The organism is Streptomyces sp. NPDC088812 (genome assembly GCF_044750285.1).
GTDB lineage: Bacteria > Actinomycetota > Actinomycetes > Streptomycetales > Streptomycetaceae > Streptomyces.
Genome location: NZ_JBIVJP010000008.1, coordinates 169,535 through 190,741, shown reverse-complemented (window position 1 = coordinate 190,741; position 21,207 = coordinate 169,535). Strand labels below are relative to the sequence as shown.

The 21,207-nt window shown below is 72.0% G+C and carries 16 protein-coding genes and 1 tRNA gene; 10 read left to right on the top strand and 7 right to left on the bottom strand.

Annotated features, from left to right (window positions below; genetic code table 11):
* The first annotated feature begins 24 nt into the window (after positions 1–24).
* The 3 genes from ACIP67_RS16455 to ACIP67_RS16445 are packed head-to-tail and all read left to right on the top strand — an operon-like array spanning position 25 to position 3,079.
* Complete coding sequence (locus ACIP67_RS16455) at positions 25–1,488, top strand: replication initiator (protein WP_401692357.1); 1,464 nt, start codon at positions 25–27, stop codon at positions 1,486–1,488.
* Positions 1,479–1,691 (top strand): helix-turn-helix transcriptional regulator, encoded by a 213-nt coding sequence (locus tag ACIP67_RS16450; protein ID WP_401692516.1) that lies wholly within the window; start codon positions 1,479–1,481, stop codon positions 1,689–1,691. Before ACIP67_RS16455 ends, ACIP67_RS16450 begins: the two co-directional genes overlap by 10 nt.
* Entirely contained in the window at positions 1,685–3,079 is a 1,395-nt protein-coding gene (locus ACIP67_RS16445) for a tyrosine-type recombinase/integrase (protein ID WP_401692356.1), read from the top strand. The genes ACIP67_RS16450 and ACIP67_RS16445 overlap by 7 nt, the downstream gene beginning before the upstream one ends.
* 1,454 nt (positions 3,080–4,533) lie before the next feature.
* Here the strand turns inward: ACIP67_RS16445 and ACIP67_RS16440 are convergent.
* A tRNA-Ser gene (locus ACIP67_RS16440) sits at positions 4,534–4,620 on the bottom strand.
* Between the two features lie 106 nt (positions 4,621–4,726).
* Positions 4,727–6,376 carry a S1C family serine protease gene (locus tag ACIP67_RS16435; protein ID WP_401692354.1) on the bottom strand — a complete coding sequence of 550 codons (1,650 nt, stop codon included), beginning with the start codon at positions 6,374–6,376 and terminating at the stop codon, positions 4,727–4,729.
* 310 nt (positions 6,377–6,686) lie between these two features.
* Here ACIP67_RS16435 and ACIP67_RS16430 point away from each other — a divergent pair, with 310 nt between their 5' ends.
* The 3 genes from ACIP67_RS16430 (at position 6,687) to ACIP67_RS16420 (ending at position 9,736) form a co-directional block, all read left to right on the top strand.
* Positions 6,687–7,508 carry a glycerophosphodiester phosphodiesterase gene (locus ACIP67_RS16430; RefSeq protein ID WP_401692353.1) on the top strand — a complete coding sequence of 274 codons (822 nt, stop codon included), beginning with the start codon at positions 6,687–6,689 and terminating at the stop codon, positions 7,506–7,508.
* Between the two features lie 282 nt (positions 7,509–7,790).
* Positions 7,791–8,342, top strand: a complete 552-nt coding sequence (locus ACIP67_RS16425) for an ATP-binding protein (protein WP_401692351.1) — start codon at positions 7,791–7,793, stop codon at positions 8,340–8,342.
* Positions 8,343–8,770: 428 nt separating this feature from the next.
* A complete protein-coding gene (locus ACIP67_RS16420; RefSeq protein ID WP_401692350.1) occupies positions 8,771–9,736 on the top strand; it encodes a DUF5926 family protein in 966 nt (321 codons plus the stop codon).
* 276 nt (positions 9,737–10,012) lie between these two features.
* Here ACIP67_RS16420 and ACIP67_RS16415 read toward each other — a convergent pair whose 3' ends face one another.
* Both ACIP67_RS16415 and ACIP67_RS16410 read right to left on the bottom strand, forming a co-directional pair.
* On the bottom strand, positions 10,013–10,843 hold the full coding sequence (locus ACIP67_RS16415; RefSeq protein WP_401692349.1) for a hypothetical protein: 831 nt from the start codon (positions 10,841–10,843) through the stop codon (positions 10,013–10,015).
* Between the two features lie 55 nt (positions 10,844–10,898).
* Positions 10,899–11,564, bottom strand: coding sequence for a bifunctional DNA primase/polymerase (locus ACIP67_RS16410; RefSeq protein WP_401692347.1), 666 nt, complete (start codon positions 11,562–11,564; stop codon positions 10,899–10,901).
* 512 nt (positions 11,565–12,076) lie between these two features.
* Between ACIP67_RS16410 and ACIP67_RS16405 the strand changes: the two genes are divergently transcribed.
* The 3 genes from ACIP67_RS16405 to ACIP67_RS16395 all read left to right on the top strand — a co-directional run bounded on the left by ACIP67_RS16405 (position 12,077) and on the right by ACIP67_RS16395 (position 16,991).
* A complete protein-coding gene (locus ACIP67_RS16405) occupies positions 12,077–13,582 on the top strand; it encodes a PP2C family protein-serine/threonine phosphatase (RefSeq protein WP_401692515.1) in 1,506 nt (501 codons plus the stop codon).
* A 154-nt stretch (positions 13,583–13,736) separates the two neighbouring features.
* Positions 13,737–15,227 (top strand): aminopeptidase P family protein, encoded by a 1,491-nt coding sequence (locus tag ACIP67_RS16400; RefSeq protein ID WP_401692345.1) that lies wholly within the window; start codon positions 13,737–13,739, stop codon positions 15,225–15,227.
* Between the two features lie 369 nt (positions 15,228–15,596).
* Entirely contained in the window at positions 15,597–16,991 is a 1,395-nt protein-coding gene (locus ACIP67_RS16395; RefSeq protein WP_401692344.1) for a PLP-dependent aminotransferase family protein, read from the top strand.
* A 550-nt stretch (positions 16,992–17,541) separates the two neighbouring features.
* Here ACIP67_RS16395 and ACIP67_RS16390 read toward each other — a convergent pair.
* The 3 genes from ACIP67_RS16390 to ACIP67_RS16380 all read right to left on the bottom strand — a co-directional run bounded on the left by ACIP67_RS16390 (position 17,542) and on the right by ACIP67_RS16380 (position 19,972).
* Positions 17,542–18,375, bottom strand: a complete 834-nt coding sequence (locus ACIP67_RS16390) for a triphosphoribosyl-dephospho-CoA synthase (protein ID WP_401692343.1) — start codon at positions 18,373–18,375, stop codon at positions 17,542–17,544.
* Between the two features lie 9 nt (positions 18,376–18,384).
* Positions 18,385–19,389, bottom strand: coding sequence for an intradiol ring-cleavage dioxygenase (locus ACIP67_RS16385; protein WP_401692342.1), 1,005 nt, complete (start codon positions 19,387–19,389; stop codon positions 18,385–18,387).
* A 118-nt stretch (positions 19,390–19,507) separates the two neighbouring features.
* Entirely contained in the window at positions 19,508–19,972 is a 465-nt protein-coding gene (locus ACIP67_RS16380; RefSeq protein ID WP_389518929.1) for an ATP-binding protein, read from the bottom strand.
* Positions 19,973–20,249: 277 nt separating this feature from the next.
* Here ACIP67_RS16380 and ACIP67_RS16375 point away from each other — a divergent pair, with 277 nt between their 5' ends.
* The gene (locus ACIP67_RS16375) at positions 20,250–21,101 is read left to right on the top strand and encodes a hypothetical protein (RefSeq protein WP_401692341.1); all 852 of its coding nucleotides are present in this window, start codon (positions 20,250–20,252) and stop codon (positions 21,099–21,101) included.
* Positions 21,102–21,207 lie beyond the last annotated feature (106 nt).

Here is a 21,207-nt window from a genome sequence, read left to right as displayed (position 1 = left end):
GCCAGAAAGGACGCCCTGCCAGTCATGCGCCGCCCCCTCGACCTGCGCCACATCATCAGCCCCGGCTTGCGGGACTTGGTCGAACTGGCCAACACCGACGACTTCGACCGTGTGACAGAGCAGGTCCGCAACCTGCGCGGCTGCACCAGCCCGGTCAACTTGCGCGGCTGGACGATCACCACCGACCAGGCCACCCAGCAGATCGTCCGTTCCTACCGCTCCGAGGACGAACCTTCCGGCCGTCTCCTCACCACCTGCGGCAACCGCCGCGCCTCCCGCTGCCCGGCCTGCTCCCGCCTCTACGCGGCCGACACCTACCACCTGATCAAGGCCGGACTGTCCGGCGGCAAGAACGTCGCCGAAGCCGTGCGGGACCACCCGCGCGCCTTCGTCACCCTTACCGCCCCGTCCTTCGGCCCCGTCCACAACCGCCCAACGACCGCCGCGGGCACTCCTCGCCCCTGCGCATGCGGCGAGAGCCACGCCGAAGACGCTCCCGAACTCGGCGCCCCGCTCCACCCGGCAGGCTACGACTACACCGGCGCCGTGCTGTGGAACGCGCACGCCGGGGCCCTGTGGGCCCGCTTCACGACCTACCTGCGCCGTGCCCTCGCCGAGCACCTCGGCATGACGCAGAAGGCCCTCAACGCGGCTCTCCGCGTCTCCTTCGCCAAGGTCGCCGAGTACCAGCAACGCGGCTTGGTCCACTTCCACGCGGTCATCCGTTTCGACGGTCCCGACGGCCACACCACCTCGCCCCCGGCCTGGGGCACCTTCGACGCGCTCCGCGTCGCTGTCGGCCTGGCCGTCGAGCGTGCCCGGCTCATCATCGAGTCGGACGCGGTCGGCGAGCGGGTCATCCGGTGGGGCGACCGGTTCCAGGTGGACGAGATTTCCGCCCTGGGAGACGGCGAACTCAGCGACGCCAAGGTCGCTGGATACGTCGCCAAGTACGCCACCAAGAACGCCGAGGGCGCGGGCACCGTAGACCGCACCCTCGTGTGCCGCCCCTGCGCCGGACGCGGCTACGTACGCGGCCCCGACGGCTTCCGCGACCTCTGCGCCGACTGCGACGGCTCCGGCCAAGCCGAACCCCTCACCGACCTCCCGATACGCCAGCACGCACGGCAGATGATCCGCACCGCCTGGGCCCTCGGCCACCTTCCCGAGTTCGCCGACCTCAAGCTCTGGAAGTGGGCCCACATGCTCGGCTTCCGCGGCCACTTCTCCAGCAAGTCACGCGCCTACTCGACCACCCTCGGCGCCCTCCGCGACGTACGCCGAGCTTGGCGCATCGCCCAAACCGAAGCCGCTCGCATCCGCGCCGGCCTCCCGGTCGACGACGAGATCACCACCCTCGTCACCGACTCCTCATGGACCTACCTCAGCAGCGGCTACCGCCCCGGCGAAGAGCTGCTCGCCGCCCAGGTCCGCCACGACATCGTCCACGCCGAACGCAGCAAGTCCGAAGGAGAGCCCTGGCTGTGACCACTCCGACCAAGACCAGTAGGCAGACGCTGAAGCTGGGGGAGGCTCTCGCCGAGATCGGGGTGTCCCGTGCCGCCTTCTACCGCATGCGCGCGCGGGGCCAGGCCCCCAGGCACCTGAAGCTCCCCAACGGTCAGATACGCATACGCCGGGCCGACCTCGACGCCTGGTTCGACTCCTGCGAGGTGCAGGAAGCGTGCTGACCTACGACGTGCAGATCTGGGGCATCCGCAAGCGGCCCAACCGTGTGGCGGCCTATCAGCTCCGCTGGCGGGTCGGCCCCCGCCCGTTCTCCAAGAGCTACAAGATCAAGGCTCAGGCCGACGGCCGGCGCTCGGAGCTGCTGGCCGCTCTGCGCAACCGTGAGCAGTTCGACACGGAAACCGGCCTGCCTGCCTCGGAGGTGCAGGCGCTCAACTCCACCACGTGGTACTCCCACACGCGCGCCTATGCGGAGATGAAGTGGCCCGGTGCCTCGGCCAAGCACCGCGCGAGCATCGCTGACACGCTGGCCACCATCACGCCGAAGCTGGTCAAGGACAACCGAGGGGCCCCGGCTCCCAAAGTGCTCCGCATCGCCCTCTACTCGTGGGTCTACCGCTTCGTCCTCGGCCACGACGGGACGCTGAAGGCCCGTGTCGACGTCGAAGAGCCGCCCGCCGACATCATGGCGGCGCTGGACTGGATCAGTCGAAAGTCCGTCGACATCACCACGCTCAACACGCCCGCGGTGGTGCGTACAGCGCTCGACGCTCTGATGCTCAAGCAAGACGGCACGGCCGCTGCCGAGAACACGGTGAACCGCAAGCGAACCGTCTTCAGCAACTGCCTCCGGTACGCGGTGGAACGCGAGTTGCTGACGACCCTGCCCCTCGACAAGGTCGACTGGACCCCGCCCGAAACTACCGACGAGATCGACTTCAGGTTCGTGCCCGGCCCGAAGCTGGCGAAGGCGCTGATCGACGCTGTAGGCCAGCAGGGACCACGGGGACGGCACCTGATGGCGTTCTTCGGCTGCCTCTACTACGCGGCCACCCGCCCTGGGGAGGCGGCCAATCTCCGGGAAGGCGACTTCACCTTGCCTGAAGAGGGCTGGGGAGAAGTACTTCTGTCGATGAGCACGCCCCGCGTCGGCTCCGGGTGGACCGACACAGGCGAGTCGTTCGATACGCGCGGCCTGAAGAAGCGGGCCCGAAAGGCAACCCGACCTGTACCGATTCCCCCCGCCCTCGTGCGCCTGGTCCGCGAGCACATCAAGGAGTTCGGCACCGCTGAAGACGGCCGGCTGTTCCGTGCGGCCCAGGGTGGCAGCCTGCTGTCCAAAGAGTACGGAGCGGTTTGGAAAGCGGCTCGACTCACGGCGCTGGCCGAGTCTGAAGCGGCTTCCCCCCTGGCTGACGTGCCGTACTCGCTGCGTCACGCGGGCGTCTCGCTCTGGCTCGAGTCCGGCGTCTCCCCGGCGGAGGTCGCACGCCGGGCAGGACACAGCATCGCAGTCCTGTTCCGCTTCTACGCCAAGGCGATCCATCGCAACCAGCAGCGCTCGAATGAACAGATCGAGCGAGCCCTGTCAATGGCTGACGAAGTCTGACGCCCAGGCAATGCGTGCAGCCTCATCCAGACTTGAGTGCCAATGGGTTCGCCCTGAGGCCGACTTGGGCTCTCAAGAATCACCTGAGGCCACGGGGTCATCCTGTGTGCTGGAGTGTGACCCCGACTCCGCTTGCCGGAACAACTTAGCGCTGTAGGCGTAGGGATGGCAGTCAGGGCAGCGCCGCATCAGCTCATCGCCGTCAGGACCGTCGACAGAGACCCATCGCATGTTGGGGTCCGGGCCCTCACAGTTTCCACACCACTCGGGCAGGGGTGCGGTAGGACGAGAAGGAGGCGGCGCATCACCGATGATGGCATGCCGCACTTGGGCCAGATTCAAGTGGAGGGCTGCCATGTCACGGTAAGCGCGGGCGAGGTCGAGTTGACCATCCGTAAGCCATGCGACCGCTTGGGCCCCTAGATTTTCCGCGGTCGCAAGGTGCTCGCTGGGCATGGGCATGAGACGCAGGATCCTTTACGTTGGCCATCAGTGAGGTGGTGGGGGCGGTGCACTCCAGCGACGCTCGGCCGGAGGGCGAACCTTAGGGACAGGGCGGCTGGGACGAACCCTCACAGTAGGCGAGCCGAGCTGGTTTCGACGCTCTTGCCCCAAGCAGAACAAGCACTTGGGCCCGCCGGCTGCTGCTGCATCGATTGGTGCTCCGGGATGCTGCTGACATCCAGCAGTCCGTGGGCGGGACAGTTCTCTGGCGATGACGAACGCCGCATGTACGAGGTCCGCAACGTGCTGGAATGCCTCGTCAGGGGACCGGTAGTCAAGCTCCTGCACCGCATGGTTAAGCGCTCCCCTGACCTGCATGAGGGCCCCGTGATCGTATGGCGGTTCCGGTACGGCCCATAGGTTCTTCGAGGCGTACGTCGCCGCCTTGACATTGGGTTGGCCGATTCGACGGCGACTGTTGCACAGCAGACAGCGGCCCCATCCTTCGGGTGCCTCAGTATCGACCGGACCACTCGGATGATCCGCGCAGCCGGTAGGGCTACGGGTGGGGGCAAGGTTTCTTGCAACGAGAAACACTTCCCACAGCGCGTCAGCGATGTCCTCATACTCAGTGGGGTCGGCGGGGACATCCAAGTAGAGCATCCGGTCATCAACGCCCGGCAGTTTGTTGCGCAACTCCCGCATCAAGAACGGCCGCCCTGTGGGCACCCGGTAGGAAGAATGCTCATGCTGCTGCATAGGCACCAGCCTAGAGGGTGGAACCACACGAGGGGCCGGGCACAGTGTCAGACACCCTCTTGCCCGTTCGGCACGAGGCGTCTTCCGCCGCCTCCAGGCTGACTGCTGTTGTATGGCTCTGGTCCACGCCTGGTCCACACGCACTGATTCACAACGCGACAGGGCCGGAGCAAGGTGAGACAGGCTCCATGCAGAAGGGGTGCCCCTCCGTGAGAGGCACCCCTTCTGACCTGCAACGCTCATGATCTGCGCGGAGGCGGTGGGATTTGAACCCACGGTGACATCGCTGCCACGACGGTTTTCAAGACCGTTCCCTTCGGCCGCTCGGGCACGCCTCCCCGCGCCGTGAGTGGTCCGCGGCGCGGGGACAAGAGTAACGGGTGGGCACGCGCGCGTGTGGTTCGGTCGTTGCCGAACCGGGGAGGTACGCGCGCGTGGGCCGGATCAGCTGTCGCCCTCGCGGGAGCCGAGGGTGAGTTCGACGGTGTGGGACTTGCCGTCGCGCTCGTAGGTGATGGTGACCTTGTCGCCGGGCTCGTGGGTCCAGATCTCGCCGATGAGGGTCGGGCCGCTGTCGATGACCGTGTCGTCGAGCTTGGTGATGACGTCGCCGGGCTGGAGGCCGGCCTTGTCGGCGGGGCCGCCCGACTCGACCGCGTCGGAGCCGCTCTGACCCTCGTCGGTGATCTTCGCTCCGCCCGCGGTGTCCTCCAGGGAGACGGAGGCGCCGATCTTGGCGTAGACGGGCTCGCCCGTCTCGATCAGCTGCTGGGCGACGTACTTGGCCTGGTTGATCGGGATGGCGAAGCCGAGGCCGATCGAGCCGGACTGGCTGGTGCCGCCCATACCGCCGCTGCCGGTGGACTGGATCGCGGAGTTGATGCCGATGACGTTGCCCTTGGCGTCCAGCAGCGGGCCGCCGGAGTTACCCGGGTTGATGGACGCGTCCGTCTGCAGGGCGCTCATGTAGGAGGAGGAGCTGCCGGTGCCGTCGGACGAGGCCACCGGGCGGTTCTTCGCGCTGATGATGCCCGTCGTCACCGTGTTGGACAGGCCGAAGGGCGCACCGATCGCGATGGTGGAGTCGCCGACGGCGACCTTGTCGGAGTCGCCCAGCGTCAGCGGCTTCAGGTCCGAGGGGGCGTTCTTGAGCTTGATGACCGCCACGTCGTAGCCCTCGGCGTGTCCGACGACCTCGGCGTCGTACTTCTTGCCGCTCGGGAAGGTGGCCGTGACCTTGCCGCCGTCGACCGCGTCGGCCACCACGTGGTTGTTGGTGACGATGTGGCCCTGGGTGTCGAAGACGAAGCCGGTGCCGGTGCCGCCCTCACCGCTGCTGGACTCGGCCTCGATGGTGACCGTGCTGGGCAGCGCGACCGCGGCGACCGCGGCGACCGTGCCGGCGTCGCGCTTGACGGAGCCGCCGCTGTCGGAGGCGGAGACGGTGGTGGAGCCGGAGTCGTCGTCGTTCTTGGCGAGGGTGTAGCCGAGACCGCCGCCCAGGCCGCCGGCGACCAGCGCGGCCACCAGGACCGCGGCGGCCAGCGCGCCGCGCCCACGACGGGCCTTGGGGGGTGCGGGCTGCTGGTAGGTGGCACCCCAGACCGGCTCACCGGCGGCGTGGGCCGCGTGGTCGGAGGGGGCGGCGTGGTCGAAGTGTGCGGTGGAAGCGGTGGGGGCGGCGTGGTCGGGGTGACCGGGCTGCCCCGCGTGGACGGGCTGCTCGGGGTGACCGGGCTGCCCCGGATTCCCGCCGAGACCGTCGGAGTACGGCGGAGTGGCCGGCGGCTGGGGCGGCGGCCAGTGGGCCTCGGGCGCGGACGAGCCGGGCGCGGCGGCACCCTGGGGGACGGCGGGCGGAGGCCAGTCACCCTGCGGCGCGCCGGCCGCGGCCGGCGCCGCGCTCACGGGCGTCGGCGGCAGGGGGGTGGTGGGCGCGCCGGTGTCGGGCACGGGCGGCTGCGCCTGCGGCGGCTGCTGTGCCTGGGTCTGCGGTTGGGGGGCGGCCGAGGGAGAATCCACCGGCACGGGGGGTGCGGACGGGGCCGGGGGAACCGTGGTGCCCTCGTTGGTGCCCTCGTTCTCGGTGCTCACAGCTCTTCTCCTCGATCCACGGCTGTTGTCCTCGGTCGCACTCGGTCACGCTCGCTCACGCTTTTCGTCGACCCGGCGCGCTGCAGCTGTGCATGTGCTTTTGTACGTCTCAGCTTTTCCCACGGGCCGTCAGAGCACCATAAGCGGTGGCTGTGGGTTCATGGCCATTCTTTATATGGGGTAATCTTCTGCAATTCGGGCACTTCATCAGAACATCTCAGGCGGTTCTCAGAGGGTTCTCAGAAGACCGGCCCCGATGCCCGCCTTCCTTCGCCGGACGCGTACCCCGCCCCGGTGGCACCATGACGCGGTGACCCACGCACGGCAGCAGCACATGATCCAGGTCGTCGCCCACCGAGGAGCCTCCGAAGAGGCCCCCGAGCACACTCTGGCCGCCTACAGGAAGGCGATCGAGGACGGCGCGGACGCCCTCGAATGCGACGTACGGCTGACCGCGGACGGCCATCTGGTCTGTGTGCACGACCGCCGGATCAACCGTACGTCCAACGGCCGCGGTGCCGTCTCCGCCCTGGAGCTTGCCGACCTCGCGGCCCTCGACTTCGGCTCCTGGAAAGCACGGGACGCGCGCGAGGAGCCCGACTGGGAGGTCCGGCCCGAGGACCGCGCGGAGACCTCCGTCCTGACCCTGGAGCGGCTGCTGGCGCTCGTCGCCGACGCGGGGCGCCGGGTCGAGCTCGCCATCGAGACCAAGCACCCGACCCGCTGGGCCGGGCAGGTGGAGGAACGGCTGCTGCTCCTGCTGAAGCGGTTCGGCCTGGACGCGCCGGCCACGCCGGCCGAGTCCCCGGTACGGGTCATGAGCTTCTCGGCCCGCTCCCTGCACCGCGTGCGGAGCGCCGCGCCGACACTGCCGACGGTCTACCTGATGCAGTTCGTCTCACCCCGGCTGCGCGACGGACGGCTGCCCACGGGCGTGGGCATCGCCGGCCCGTCGATCCGGATCGTGCGCAGCCACCCCACCTACGTGCGACGGCTGAAGCGGGCCGGCCACCAGGTGCACGTGTGGACGGTGAACGAACCGGAGGACGTCGACCTCTGCGTCGAGCTGGGTGTCGACGCCATCATCACCAACCGCCCGCGCGCGGTACTGCACCGGCTGAACCGGGGCTGAGACGAGCGGCCCGACGGCGGGGAAGACCTCCGAGAGAAACCACAGACGTCACACAAGCCCCTCTCAGACCCCTTGACCACACTGGTCACCTGAAGGATCCTCCGTTATCAGCCATACCGAAAAAATCCAGCCACCGTAGACCGTGCCGTCACGGGGAGTGCTCCGGCGCGTTCGGTCCGCATTCGACCGTCGCGAGTGCCCCACAGCACAGGGATTGGCCGGTTTCCGGTACAGGCCAATGGGGCATCCACACCGTGGCGTGGGGCGAAGGAGGTCTCGGGGGTGGCGTTGGTGGTGGCACAGGAGGTGCCCACGTCGTCGAGCATGGCCGTACCCCATGGCCCTGCGGGCGTGGGGAAGGCGAGACACCGCATGCGCGACCAGCTGCGCAGGGGCGGGGTGTCGGAAGCGGTCATCGACGACGCCGTACTGATCCTGTCGGAGCTTCTGAGCAACGCGTGCAAGCACGGCCGGCCCCTGGGCGACGCCCTCGCCGGGGACGGTGACGTGCGAGCCGCCTGGCGCGTGGATCCCGGCGGCCGCCTGGTCGTCGAGGTGACCGACGGCGGCGGCCCGACCCGGCCGGCCCCGGCCACCCCGTCGGTCACCGCGCACGGCGGCCGCGGACTCAACATCATCACGGCACTGTCCGACGACTGGGGCGTCCGCGACGACGCCCGGGGCGAGGTCACCGTCTGGGTCGTCGTCCACGACGACGTGCACGACCCCGACGCCGGCGGGCGACGCGACGACTTCGCCTCCCGGATCACGGCCCCCGCGGTGGTGTCGATCCCCGGCCTGGACTTCGCGGACGTGTTCGACGATCTCGACTGAAGGCCTGGGTCGGCGCCCCGGACCGGCGGCGCCGGGGCCGGGGCTGTCGGCCAAGGACGCGGATCGTGGGCCGTGGCCAGGGGCCAGGGGCCAGGGGCCAGGGGCCAGGGGCCACGGGCCACGGGCCACGGGCCACGGGCCACGGGCCAGGGGCCAGGGGCCAGGGGCCAGGGGCCACGGGCCACGGGCCACGGGCCAGGGGCCAGGGGCCAGGGGCCACGGGCCACCGAAAAGTCAGGGCCGAGGAGCAGGGCTGGCGGCCTGAGCCGACACCTCGGCCCAAGGGCCGTCCCAGGGCCATCCGCAGTCACCTCGGGGCACTCTCCCGGGTCCACGAGCCCGTACGTTGTCCACAGGTTCCCGTGACGGAGCGTACGAGCGGCTAGGCTCCCGCCGTACCAGACGAGCCGTACCCGGGAGACACCCAGATGGCCAAGAAGCGACCCCAGACGAAGGCCGGCCGGCCGCAGATCACCGACGGGGAGATCCCGGTCGTCGGTGCCCGGGAGCCCTGCCCCTGCGGCAGCGGCCGCCGCTACAAGGCCTGTCACGGCCGGGCCGCCGCGCACGCCGTCACCGAGCTGGTGCAGCGTCCGTTCGAGGGCCTGCCGGGCGAGTGCGACTGGGTGGCGCTGCGCGAACTGGTCCCGGCCGCCACCGTCGAGCTGACGCTCAAGGACGGACTGCCCGAGGGCGTCCCGTCGGTCACGCTCGCCACGGTCCTGCCGATGGCCTGGCCCGCGCTGCGCCGCGACGACGGCTCGGTCCTGCTCGGTCTGCAGAACGACACGGCGTCGGGCGACCTCAGCCGCGACCTCGCCGACACGCTCCAGCGCGCCCTCGAGGCGCAGCCCGGCACGCCCGTGCAGGGCCGCCGCGCCCCGGCCGACGGCCCGCGGATGCAGGACCTGCTCGACCCCGAAGGCGCGTTCGGGCCAGTTGTGCACGCCGGCTTCGAGTTCTGGGTGCCGGATCCGGAGAACGCCACGCCGGAGGTGTCCGCCTCCCTGGAACGGGCCAACGCGGCGGCGATCCCGACCGTGAAGCTGACCGGCGTGGACGCCGCCTACTGGTGCGAGACGCCGGAGAAGAACCACCTGCGCTGGGTCATGCCGCACGCGGAGGAGCGGCTTCTGGACGCCCTCGCGCGGCTGCACGCGGCGGGCCGTTCGAGCCTCGGCGAGGGCACCCGGCTGGTGGGCTCCTTCCGGGCGCACGGCCTGACGGTGCCGGTCTGGGACCTGCCGAGCGGGGTCTCGGCCGAGGACGTGGAGAAGCCGGCCGCGGAGTTCGCCGAGCGTCTCGCGACCGCCCTGGCCTCGGACGCTCCGCTCACCGCCGACGAGCGCCGCGCGCGCGGTGGTCTGACCAACCGACAGGTGACGCTCAGCTGACCCATGGTTCCGGACATCGGCGTGCTGACCGACCGGTCAGCACGCCGGCACCGCTGGTCGGCGTGACGCCGCTCACAACTGCCCCTCGGGCAGGGCGAGTCGAGGCCGGAAACGGCCATCTTCCGGTGTCCGGAAAGGGAATGAAAACAAGAGATCGAATTTGCCTGGGGCCGATCTCTTGTTACCGTTCCAATAGCCCGGTTGCTGGTGCATCCCCCGTCGCCAGCAACCGGGCCTTCGCATGCCCGCGCACGCCGTCACGGCAGCCGCGCGCCCTCAACTCCCCGTTCGCCCCGCCATGTTGCCGAACGAGTGGCTGGACGCGTCGCTCGACGAGTTGCTGCCGGACCGCAACAGCAGCGGCCCGGCACCGCCCGCCGCGGCGAACTCCGCGACCGCCGTGTACTCCGTCGGCCGGCCCCGGAGGCGCTCACGGGGCGTCTCACAGGTCCCCGGCTCGTCGTCGGCGCCCACCGCGCACCGCATCCGCACCGTGCGCCCCTGGGGTTCCATGAAGCTCAGAACGGCGTCCAGGAACCGGCCGGTCGCGTTGCGGTAGTACGTGCGCGCCCATGTGTCCTCGCCCTGGACCAGCACGCAGGTCTGCGCCTCGACACCGTCTGGGGAGCTGAGTTCGGGACCGCAGCGGGCCGCGGTGGCCAGGCCGGGGCCGAGCAGCAGGGGGGAGCGGGACGGACCGGCGGGGACCGCCTTGGCGTCCGCACGGGAGTCGGCCTCCGTTCGGCGCCCACCCTCTGCTCCCGTTCGGTCCTCCGCCACGATTCCGCGGTCACCGTCCGCATCACGGACGTCGCCGTCCGCACGGTGGTCACCATCCGCATCCGTGCCCCGGCCACCGTCGGTGGACGGGGCGCCGTCAGTGGACCGGCCGCCGTCCGTACCGCCGCCGGTACCCGTACGGCCGTCGGAGTCCGTCCGGCTCTCGGTGCCCGTACGGCTGTCGGTCACCGCACCGCGATCGGTCACCGCGGGCAGCCGCACCGCCGGCCCCCCGCCGTCCCCCACGGACCCCGCGGACGCCATGGCCAGAGGAAGTGCGACCGCGCACACCACAGCGCCCCCGAGGGCGAGCAGACGAAGGTTCATGGAGCGGAAGATAACGAGCGAAGTCGGGCGTCCCCTCCGCGCACGCCCGACACCCTCACAACTCGGGCGCGCTCACACCCGTACGAGTGAGGACGTCGACGACCGCGTCCACCACGGCCTCCACGTCGGGCACCCAGGGCGAGGCCGAGCCGGGCAGCGGGGCACGCTCCCAGCGGATCTCCCCCTGGCCGGTCTCGGACGGGGGCAGGGCGAGGTAGCCGCCCTCGCCGTGGAAGCGCAGGGAGCCCGGCACGAAGTCCTTGGCGTACAGCAGCTCGCCCAGCTGCTCCATCGAGTAGGGCCGGACGAGGATCGCCCAGCGGGTGGGCGAGGCGACGACCGGGCCGAGCCGCATGCCCTGCCGGTCCAGCGCCACGAGCGCGCGGGAGGCGGCGAGGGCGGGCAGGCTGACCGCGCAGGGGGCCGGGCCACCGGTGGCCAGGACGATCGGCGCCGTCGGGCGGTTGGTCCACCACCAGCGCACCATGCGGGCGTCGGTCGTGGCCGCGAGGAGGTCGGGGTCGAAGGGATGAGCGCCGGGCACCGAGCACTCCGGGTCGGGGCAGCCGCAGCGGGAACGTCCCCGCGGGTCCGCCGTCACACCCGGGAGCACGGGCCACTGCCATTCCGTCGCGAAGGTCAGGGCCGCGTCGATCAACTCAGGCCCCCCGTCGCTGCGCTGGGACAGGAGCCTGCGTCGCCTTCCGAGGATCTCGCGCATGAGCGCTCGTTCCTTTCCGTTGCACCGCTGGCAACACCGTGGGCCACATCACACCATGGGTCGATCACTTCACTGTGCGTACCTGTTGGCGCATCACACCCCTGTCATGGACAAGGGGAACCCCTGGGGTTCGATCGTCCGCTGCTTCCGCGGCCACTCCGTCCATACTGCGCCCATCTCGAACATGGGCATGGCGTGGGGTGGCGAAGTCTGGCGTTTTGCCGTGCGCGTGGTTCTCTCCGCCTCCGCCGCGGGAGGATGGGGCACGGTCGTCGATGGCTAAGACGCCCGGGTCGGTCACCAGGTTCCGGGTGGCTCCCGACGACCCCTGGTCCTTACCGAGTACGTACCCATCACGACCGCTGTGACGCTCCGTGGAGCAAGGCCAGTCGACCGCAATAACCGTTTACCCGAGGCATTTTTAAGCCAACTTTGCTTTTTCGCAAGGGAGCCGGACCCACGTGCGCGACAACCCCACCGGTCCCACGGACACCAGCAATCCCCGCAGGACAATGCTGGACATCCCCTCACGAGTGCGTGTACATGTGGAGACACCGCCAGCGGTGCAGAATGACATGGGGGTTTGCGATGTTTTCGCGCAATACGCACCGGTCCGAGAGCCGGACGCCATGAACGCCCCTCACCCCTCGAAAGTGGCTGGAATCGACTCGACGGTTCCCTCTCCCGCACACACTGTCGCGCCCGCGCCCGCCGCCCCGGCCGCCCCACCCGTTCCCCCCGCCGCGGGAGCGCTCCTCCAGGACCGCCTCGCCGGCTGGGTCTCGGACCTCACCACGCTCCACGAGCTCACCGAGCGCCTGGCCCGGACGGACACCCTGACCGACGCCCTCCAGGAACTGCTGCACGCCGGAGCCGCCCTCGTGGGGGCCCGGCGCGGTCTCGTCGTCCTGGAACCCCGCGACGGCCTCGGCCCGGACACCACGATCGGCCTCGGTCTCGGGCGCGCCGATCTCGGTCACCTCGAGACCGTGCCGCGCAGCGCCCTGTCCTACGGCCGGATCCTCGACGGGCTGCCCGGTGGCGAGGACGGGATCGCCCAGCCCGACCTGTTCGCCGAGGACGGCCTGCACCCCCGCCACCGCGAGGTCGCCGCCCGCCTCGGCTACGCCGCCAGCTACGCCCTGCCCCTCACCGCCGACAGCGCGGGCGGGCTGGGTGCCGCCGTCTGGCTGTACGACGAGCCCGCCGAACCGGTCGAGCGCCGACGCCACCTGGTCCGTCTGTACGTCCGCCACGCCGCCGAGCACCTCGCCCGGATCGTCGAGGTGGAGCGCACGCGCGCGGCCATGGCGACGATGGTCGACGAGCTGCTGCCCTCGCGGCTGCCGAGGGTGGCCGGCGTCCAGCTCGCCGCCCGGCACCGCACCGGTCCGCGCGCGGGCGGCGACTGGTTCGACGCGCTGCCGCTGCCGGACGCGGCCCTGGGCCTCGCCGTCGGCTCGGTCAGCGGATCCGGGCCGAGCGCGGTCGCCGCGATGGGCCGCCTGCGCGCCTCCCTGAGGGCGTACGCCGTGATGGAGGGCGAGGACCCGGTCGCCGTCCTGTCCGACCTGGAGCTGCTGCTGCGGCTGACCGAGCCCGCCCGTTCCGCCACCGCCCTCTTCGCCTACTGCGAGCCCGAGCTGCGCAGGATCACCCTGGCGGGCGCCGGCCACTGCCCGCCGCTGCTCGTCGGCGCGCGGCGCACGGAGTTCGTCGAGACCTCCGTCTCCGCGCCGCTCGGCATGCTCGCCTGCTGGGAGGCGCCGAGCTCGGAGCTGGAGACGGAGGCCGGCGAGACCGTTCTGCTCTACACCGACGGGCTGCTGCACCGCACCGGCGACCCCGTCGACCGGGCCTTCGCCCGGCTGCACGCGGCCGCGGCCGGCGTTCCCCGGGCGCTCCGGCACGACCCCGGCGCGATCGCCGACCACGTACTGCGGACGGTCCTGCCCGACGGGCAGGACGCCACGGGCGGCACGGAGGACGTCGTCCTGCTGGCGGCGCGCTTCGAGTAGGACGCCGGCCGGCCCCGGACAGCCGAGGTCCCCGGACAGCCGGAGTAACCGGACAGCCGAGGTATCCGGACAGCCGGAGTAACAGGTACTCGGGCCCTGGGCCCCCTTCTGTACGACCGTACGATGGAGGGGGCCCAGTGCCGTACCTAGGAGGATGAACGTGGCCGAAGAGCTCATTCCGGAGACCCCGGAAGCTGTTCTGGACGATGCCGCCGGCGACGCGGGCGAGCAGCCGATCAAGCAGCGCAAGAACGGCCTGTACCCGGGTGTGTCCGACGAGCTCGCCGAGAACATGAAGTCCGGCTGGGCCGACACGGAGCTGCGGGACCTGGAGCCGATCCCCCAGGCCGCCGAGACCGCCGCCCGCCGTGCCGCGCTCTCCGCGCGCTTCCCGGGCGAGCGCCTCGTGATCCCCGCGGGCAACCTGAAGACCCGCTCGAACGACACGGAGTACGCCTTCCGTGCCTCAGTCGAGTACGCGTACCTCACCGGCAACCAGACCGAGGACGGTGTCCTCGTCCTGGAGCCGACGGGAGAGGGCCACAGCGCGACGATCTACCTGCTGCCGCGCTCCGACCGCGAGAACGGCGAGTTCTGGCTCTCCGGCCAGGGCGAACTGTGGGTCGGCCGCCGCCACTCCCTCACCGAGGCGGAGAAGCTCTACGGCCTCCCGGCGGCGGACGTGCGCGAGCTGGCCGGCACGCTGCGCGAGGCCACCGGCCCGGTGCGGGTCGTGCGCGGCCACGACGCCGGCATCGAGGCCGCGCTGACCGACAAGGTCACCGCCGAACGCGACCAGGAGCTGCGCGTCTTCCTCTCCGAGGCCCGTCTGGTGAAGGACGACTTCGAGATCGGCGAGCTGCAGAAGGCCGTCGACTCGACGGTCCGCGGCTTCGAGGACGTGGTCAAGGTCCTCGACAAGGCGGAGGCGACCTCCGAGCGCTACATCGAGGGGACCTTCTTCCTCCGCGCGCGCGTGGAGGGCAACGACATCGGCTACGGCACCATCGCCGCGGCCGGCCCGCACGCCTGCACGCTGCACTGGGTGCGCAACGACGGGCCCGTGCGCTCGGGCGAGCTGCTGCTGCTCGACGCGGGTGTGGAGACGCACACGTACTACACGGCCGACGTCACGCGCACGCTGCCGGTCAACGGCCGGTACAGCGAGATCCAGAAGAAGATCTACGACGCCGTCTACGACGCCCAGGAGGCCGGGATCGCGGCGGTCAAGCCCGGCGCGAAGTACCGGGACTTCCACGACGCCGCCCAGCGGGTGCTGGCCGAGCGGATCGTGGGGTGGGGGCTCGTCGAGGGCCCCGTGGAGCGGGTGCTCGAGCTCGGTCTCCAGCGGCGCTGGACGCTGCACGGCACCGGGCACATGCTCGGCCTGGACGTCCACGACTGCGCCGCCGCGCGGACCGAGTCGTACGTGGACGGCGTGCTGGAGCCCGGCATGGTGCTGACGGTCGAGCCCGGACTGTACTTCCAGGCCGACGACCTGACCGTGCCCGAGGAGTACCGCGGGATCGGGGTGCGGATCGAGGACGACATCCTGGTGACGGAGGACGGGAACCGCAACCTGTCCGACGGGCTGCCGCGGCGCTCCGACGAGGTCGAGACCTGGATGGCGTCGCTCCGGGCCTGACGACCGGACGGCGGGACGACGGCTTCACGCCGGGTCTGACGCCGGGACGGCTCCCGGCCTTGCCTGGTACCGGACGGCTTCGCGGCCTGGTACCGGACGGCTTCGCGGCCTGGTACTGGACGGCTTCGCGGCCTGGTGCCGGACGGCTTCGCGCCGGGCCTGATACGGGGACGATGGCCGGGTACTGGTGAGGTGCCCGGCCATCGCCGTGCCCGGACAGGGCCGTGTCCGGCCGTCGCCGGACCGGCCGTCTTCGGACCGGCCGGTGCCGTGTCCGGCCGGTGCCGTGTCCGGTCGGCGCCGCGTCCGGTCGGTGTCACGGCCGGATCGTCCGCGGACGACGTACCTAGGGGGAGGGGGAGGGACCACGTGAACGACTTCTGGCCCGGTGTCGGAGTCGATCTGCTGTTGGAGTCCGACGACGGCGAAGGGCGGCGGGCCGGGCTGGAGCGGGCGCTGCGCGACGCCGTGCGGGACGGACGGCTGGCGCCCGGGACACGGCTGCCCGCCACCCGGCGGCTCGCGGCCGAGGCCGGCCTCTCGCGCAACACCGTGAAGGCCGCCTACGACCAGCTCGTCGCCGAGGGGTACCTGACGGCCCGGCAGGGCTCGGGCACCCGGGTCGCCGCGCTGCCCTCCGTCACCGCCGATCCGCCGGACGCCCGCGCACGCGCGCGTGAACCGCGTTTCGACCTGCGGCCCGGCAGCCCGGACGTCGGGGCGTTCCCGGCGGCCGCCTGGCTGCGGGCGCTGCGCCGCGCCATCGCGACGGCCCCCTCGCTGGCCTACGACTACGGGGATCCGCGGGGGCGGATGGAACTGCGCACGGCGCTGTCGCGGTACCTGGAGCGGGCGCGGGGCGTCATCGCGCCGCCGGAGCGGATCGTGGTCACCTCCGGGTCCGTCCAGGGACTCGCGCTGCTCACCCGGGTGCTGGAGGGCACGCGGATCGCCATGGAGGACCCGGGGCTGCCCTTCCACCGGGACGTCGTGCGGCACAACGGCGGCGAGGTGGTGCCGGTGCCGGTCGACGAGCGGGGAGTGTGCGTGCGGGAGCTGGGGGACGCCGGGGCCGTGGTGGTCACGCCGGCGCACCAGTACCCGACCGGGGTGACCCTGCACCCCGCCCGGCGACGGGCGCTGACGGACTGGGCGCGCACGCGGGGCGCACTGATCGTCGAGGACGACTACGACGGCGAGTTCCGCTACGACCGGCAGCCGGTCGGCGCACTCCAGGGAATGGCGCCGGGGGAGGTCGTCTACCTGGGCACCGCCTCCAAGACGCTCGGGCCCGCGCTGCGCCTGGGCTGGATGGTGCTGCCACCGCACCTGGTCGACGCCGTGGCCGATGCCAAGCTGCACAGCGACCACCACACCGAGTCCATCGGCCAGCTCGCCCTCACCGAACTGATCGACAGCCACGCCTACGACCGCCATGTGCGCGCCTGCCGGCTGCGGTACCGGCGCCGCCGGGACCTGCTCCTGGACCGGCTGGGCACGCGCCGGGGCGTACGCGGGATCGCGGCCGGGCTGCACGCGCTGGTGGAGGTCTGCGACGAGGAGGAGGCGATGGCACGGGCGGAGGCGGAGGGCCTCGCGGTCGGACGCCTCGGCGAGCACTGGCACACGCCCGACGAGGGCGCCGGGACACGCCCCCAGGGACTGGTGGTGGGCTACGGAACGCCCCGGGAGCGGGCGTATCCCGACGCGTTGGACGTGCTGGCGAAGGTGCTGGACGAGAACGGGAACCGATCGGACCGCTGAGGCGGACACCACTGAGGTGGACCGCTGAAGCGGACCTCGGTCGGTTCTTCCCGGGATGCTGCGGTCGTGCCGGGGAGCGGGCGGGCCCGGCCCCCACGGCATGCCAGGGAGCGTGCAGCGGCGGCCCGGACGCAGGCGCGCCGGAGAGCGTGCGGACTTCCCGGCGCCGTTGGCCCCGGGCGGGGCCCCGGGGCCCCGCCTCGGGGCGCTGCGCCTACCCGGCTCGGCCCCTCAGGCATCCCGGAGAGCGTGCAGGCCCCGCCCCCGCGGCATGCCAGGGGAGCGTGCAGCGGCGGCCCGGACGCAGGCGCGCCGGAGAGCATGCGGACCCGGCTCGACCCCTCAGGCATCCCGGAGAGCGTGCGGGCCCGGCTCGGCCCCCGCGGCGCGCCGGAGGGCGTGGGCTCCCGGCCCAGACGGAGGCGCGCCGCCGCGCCGCGCCGGAACGGGCGGTCCGCTCGCAGGACCCGCACGTTCCGGCGTGTACCCGCACGTTCCGGCGTGTACCCGCACGTTCCGGCGCGTACCCGCACGTCCCCGCCGGGCGGGATCAGGCGGCCGGCGCGGCGGTGTTCACCGGCAGCGCGTCCACGAACAGCGCCCCCGCCAGCAGTCCCGCGCTCCCCCGCGGGCTCCACGCGCGCGCGTGGAGGTCCGCGTCGAACGCCGACAGGGCCTCGCGGCCGACCGCCGTCGCCGTACCGCCCGCTTCCAGGACGGCACGGGCGCCCGCTTGGACGTGCCGCAGGCCCGCAGGGCCGGCGGTGTGGAGGAGTTCGGTGTCCTGGAGGGTGGACATCACGGTGAGCAGTGCGTCGAGGCGGGCCTGGGGCTCGTCGGCGCCGGCGGTGCGGGCCTTGGCCAAGGCGTCCAGGGCACGGCGGACGTGCGGGAAGCCGGCCCGGGCCTCGCCGCGGGCGCCGGCCGCGCCGTACTTCGCCGAGACCGTCGAGCCCCGCGACGGGCGCCGAGGGGCGGCCCGGTCGGTGTGGGCGGCGATGCGTTTGGCGGTGGCGGCGACCTCGGCGCCCCTCGCGCGGGGATCGAGGGCGGCTGCCGCGACCAGCAGGCCCAGCGTCCACAGCGCGCCCCGGTGCCCGCCGCCGGCCAGCCCCACCGAGTGCTCGGTGCACCGCCCGATCGCGCCCAGCTCGGCTCGGAGCCGGGGCGTGGGTTCGCCGGTGCGGCGGGCGGCGGCGGCCATGGCCGCGAGGCCGGGTGCCAGCGCCTTGGCCGACCAGCGCAGGGCGCGGTGGTCGACGCGGGTGACGCGGGCGGAGAGATCACGCGGGTCGGGCAACCCGGGCTTGGGGGCCAGGGCGAGCTGCCCGGTCAACGCGGACACGGCGGCCTGTGCGAGCGCCTCGTCCTCACGGCTCGTCACGGCCATGTCCTACGACGACGAGGAGGACGTCGAGGCCGACGCCGAGGCCGACGTCGAGGCCGACGTCGAGGCCGACGTCGAGGCCGACGGGGCGTCGCTCGGCGGGGCGCCGGTCGGGGCGTCGCCCGGCGGCGTGCCGCCCTCGCCGCCACCGCCGCCGCTGCCCGCGCCGGTGTTCTCGGCGTCCGGGTCGATGCCGACGGTCAGGAACCCCTTGTACCCCTTGGACGGGTCGGCCTTCTTCACGGCCTTGAGGGTGAGCAGGCCGCTGGCGGCGCCACCGTCGTCGTAGACCATGTCGTCGGCGAGCTTGGTGTACGTGCCGGAGTGCTTCGAGTACGGCTCCAGGGTGAAGATCTCCTGGGCGATGTCGTCGTCGAAGAAGAGCTGGCCGGTGTAGTTGACCTTGCCGCCTTCGTAGGTGCCGTCCTCCTTCTGGCCGCCGGTGTGCACCTTGAGGTGGATGTGGCAGGTGCGCGGCGTGTACCAGCCGGGGAAGATCGTCTCGAACTTGACGACCCCGTTGGCGTTGGCGATCTGGTAGCCGCGCAAGTAGGTGTCGTCGTCCGCGGTCGAGCCGTCCTCGCTCTCGGCGGGGGCCGAGCCGCCGGGATTGGCGGTGGTGTAGCCGGAGTAGTAGCCCCAGGCGTCGCAGTGCCAGATCTCCACGGCCGCGCCCGGGACCGGGGTGCAGCCGTCGGTGGCGTCGACGACGGTCAGGCGCAGGGTGAGCGGGACGCCGCTCTTGCCCTCGGTGATGTCCTTGCGCACCAAGGCACCGTCGAGGTAGTACGGGCCCTCCGTGACGCTCGTCATCAGCGTCATGCAGCTGCCGCCGGTCGAGGTCGCCGAGGCCGAGGCCGAGGCCGAGGCGGTCGCCTCGCCCTCCACGGCCGTGTCGGCGAACGCCGACTGGTAGCCGACGACGGCGAGTCCACCGGCGGCGGCCGTGCCGCCGGTCACCGCGAGGGCGCGGCGCCTGGTGATCGTCTTGTTCTCATGGTTTCCCGTCATACGGACGAACGTAGGAACGCCACCCGTCAGGGAAGTGGGGTGAGACTGTGAGCAAGCTGTGAGAGCTGTGGAACCTGAAGACGGCCGGCCGGCGTCGGCCACCGTGTCACACGGCCCGTCACACGGCCATCAGCGGAGCGCCCTTGCGCCATTTGAGCATTTTGTCGAAACTCACCACGGCCCCGGTCCGCCCCGGCTTGTTGCTGATGTGCACGTGGTCAGCAAGCTCCTGGATGAGGAACAGGCCGCGTCCCGTCTCGTCGTCGGCGCCGGACACCTCGTAGGCCTGGAACGGGCGCACCTGCCGCTCGGCGGCGAAGCCCGGGCCGGAGTCGGCGACCTCGATGCGACACTTCTCGCCGTCGAGGTAGGCGGTGACGCGGTACGCCTCCGAACAGCCGCCGTGCGTGGCGCCCCCGCCGTGCTCGACGGCGTTGGCGCAGGCCTCGCTGAGGGCGACGGAGAGGTCGTAGGAGACGTCCGGGTCGACACCCGCCGTCTCCATGGTGCCGAGCAACAGGCGCCGGGCGAGCGGCACGCTCGCGGCGTCGCGCCGCAGATGGAGTGACCACCAGATGCTCATGCTCCAGCCTCCTGGCCGCGGCTCGACATACCGATAGGTATTGCCGCCCGGGCCCTTCGGTAAGCGCGGGTTCCGCGTGATGCCGCCCATATGGGGGATGCGCCACGGCGCCGAATCGGTGTATGCGGGCGTTTGCGGGGCCCTGGAGCGGCGGTCTCTGCTCCAGCGCCTCGGGCCGCTTCCGCCGCCCCAACCCAAAAGGTGATCTTCCGGACCACCGGCATGTTGTGGACCTGCCGTGTGGGCGCCGTAAGGCCAGTGGGATGATGAGCGCGCCATGACCGACCCCCAACGGCGCCCGGCGCGCCCCGGAGGTTCTCTCCGGCTGCTGCGGGCCGCGGTGTTCGCCGCGGTCTGCGTCGTGCTGGCCGGGGCCGGGCACTCGATGGCCGCTTGCGCCGCCGTTCCGCTGTGGACGCTGGGGGCGGGGTTCGCCGGGGCCCTCGCGGTCGTCGTGCCGCTCGCCGGACGTGAGCGTTCACTTCCCGGCATCGCCGCGCTGCTCGCGGTGGGGCAGACCGTACTGCACACACTGTTCGGACTGGGTCAGCACGGCACCACGACCGCGGCGGCCACCACGGCGGACGTCTCCGACGCCGCACTGGTCGAACAGGCCGCACGGCTGCTGTGCGGCACCACGGCCGCGGCACTCAGCCCCGCCCAGGCGCAGCGGATCCTCGTCGAGGCACGGGTCTACGGGAACGGCACCGGTACCGCGGCCGGCAGTGGGAGCGGTGACGTCGGCATGAGTGCCATGCACCATTCCGCGGACGCCCTGTCCACCGCCGGCTCGTCGGTGTCGCTGCTGCCCTCCCTGCCGATGCTGCTCGGTCACGTCCTCGCCGCGGTGGCCGCCGGATGGCTGCTGCGGCGCGGCGACACCGCCCTGCTGCGGCTGATGGAACTGTCGGCGCACGGCGTCGCCGAAGGTGCGCTCGTCCGGGCCCTGCGCGGGGCGCTCGCACTGGTCCGCGTCCTCCTCGCGGGGCTGCCCGGGACGCCCGCGTGGTGCCCGCGCACCCCGCGCACCGCCCTGTCCACGCCGCTCAAGCCGTCGGCCGACACACTCCAGCACACGGTGATCAGGCGCGGCCCGCCGGCCGCCGCGCTCCTCGTCCTCGCTGCCTGACGCGACGCGACCCGTCACTCCACGACACACCGGGAGGGGCCGCCGTCGTGCGGCACGCGCGCGTGCGCACGTTCTCCGTGCCCACGCCCCACCTCACCGCAGACCT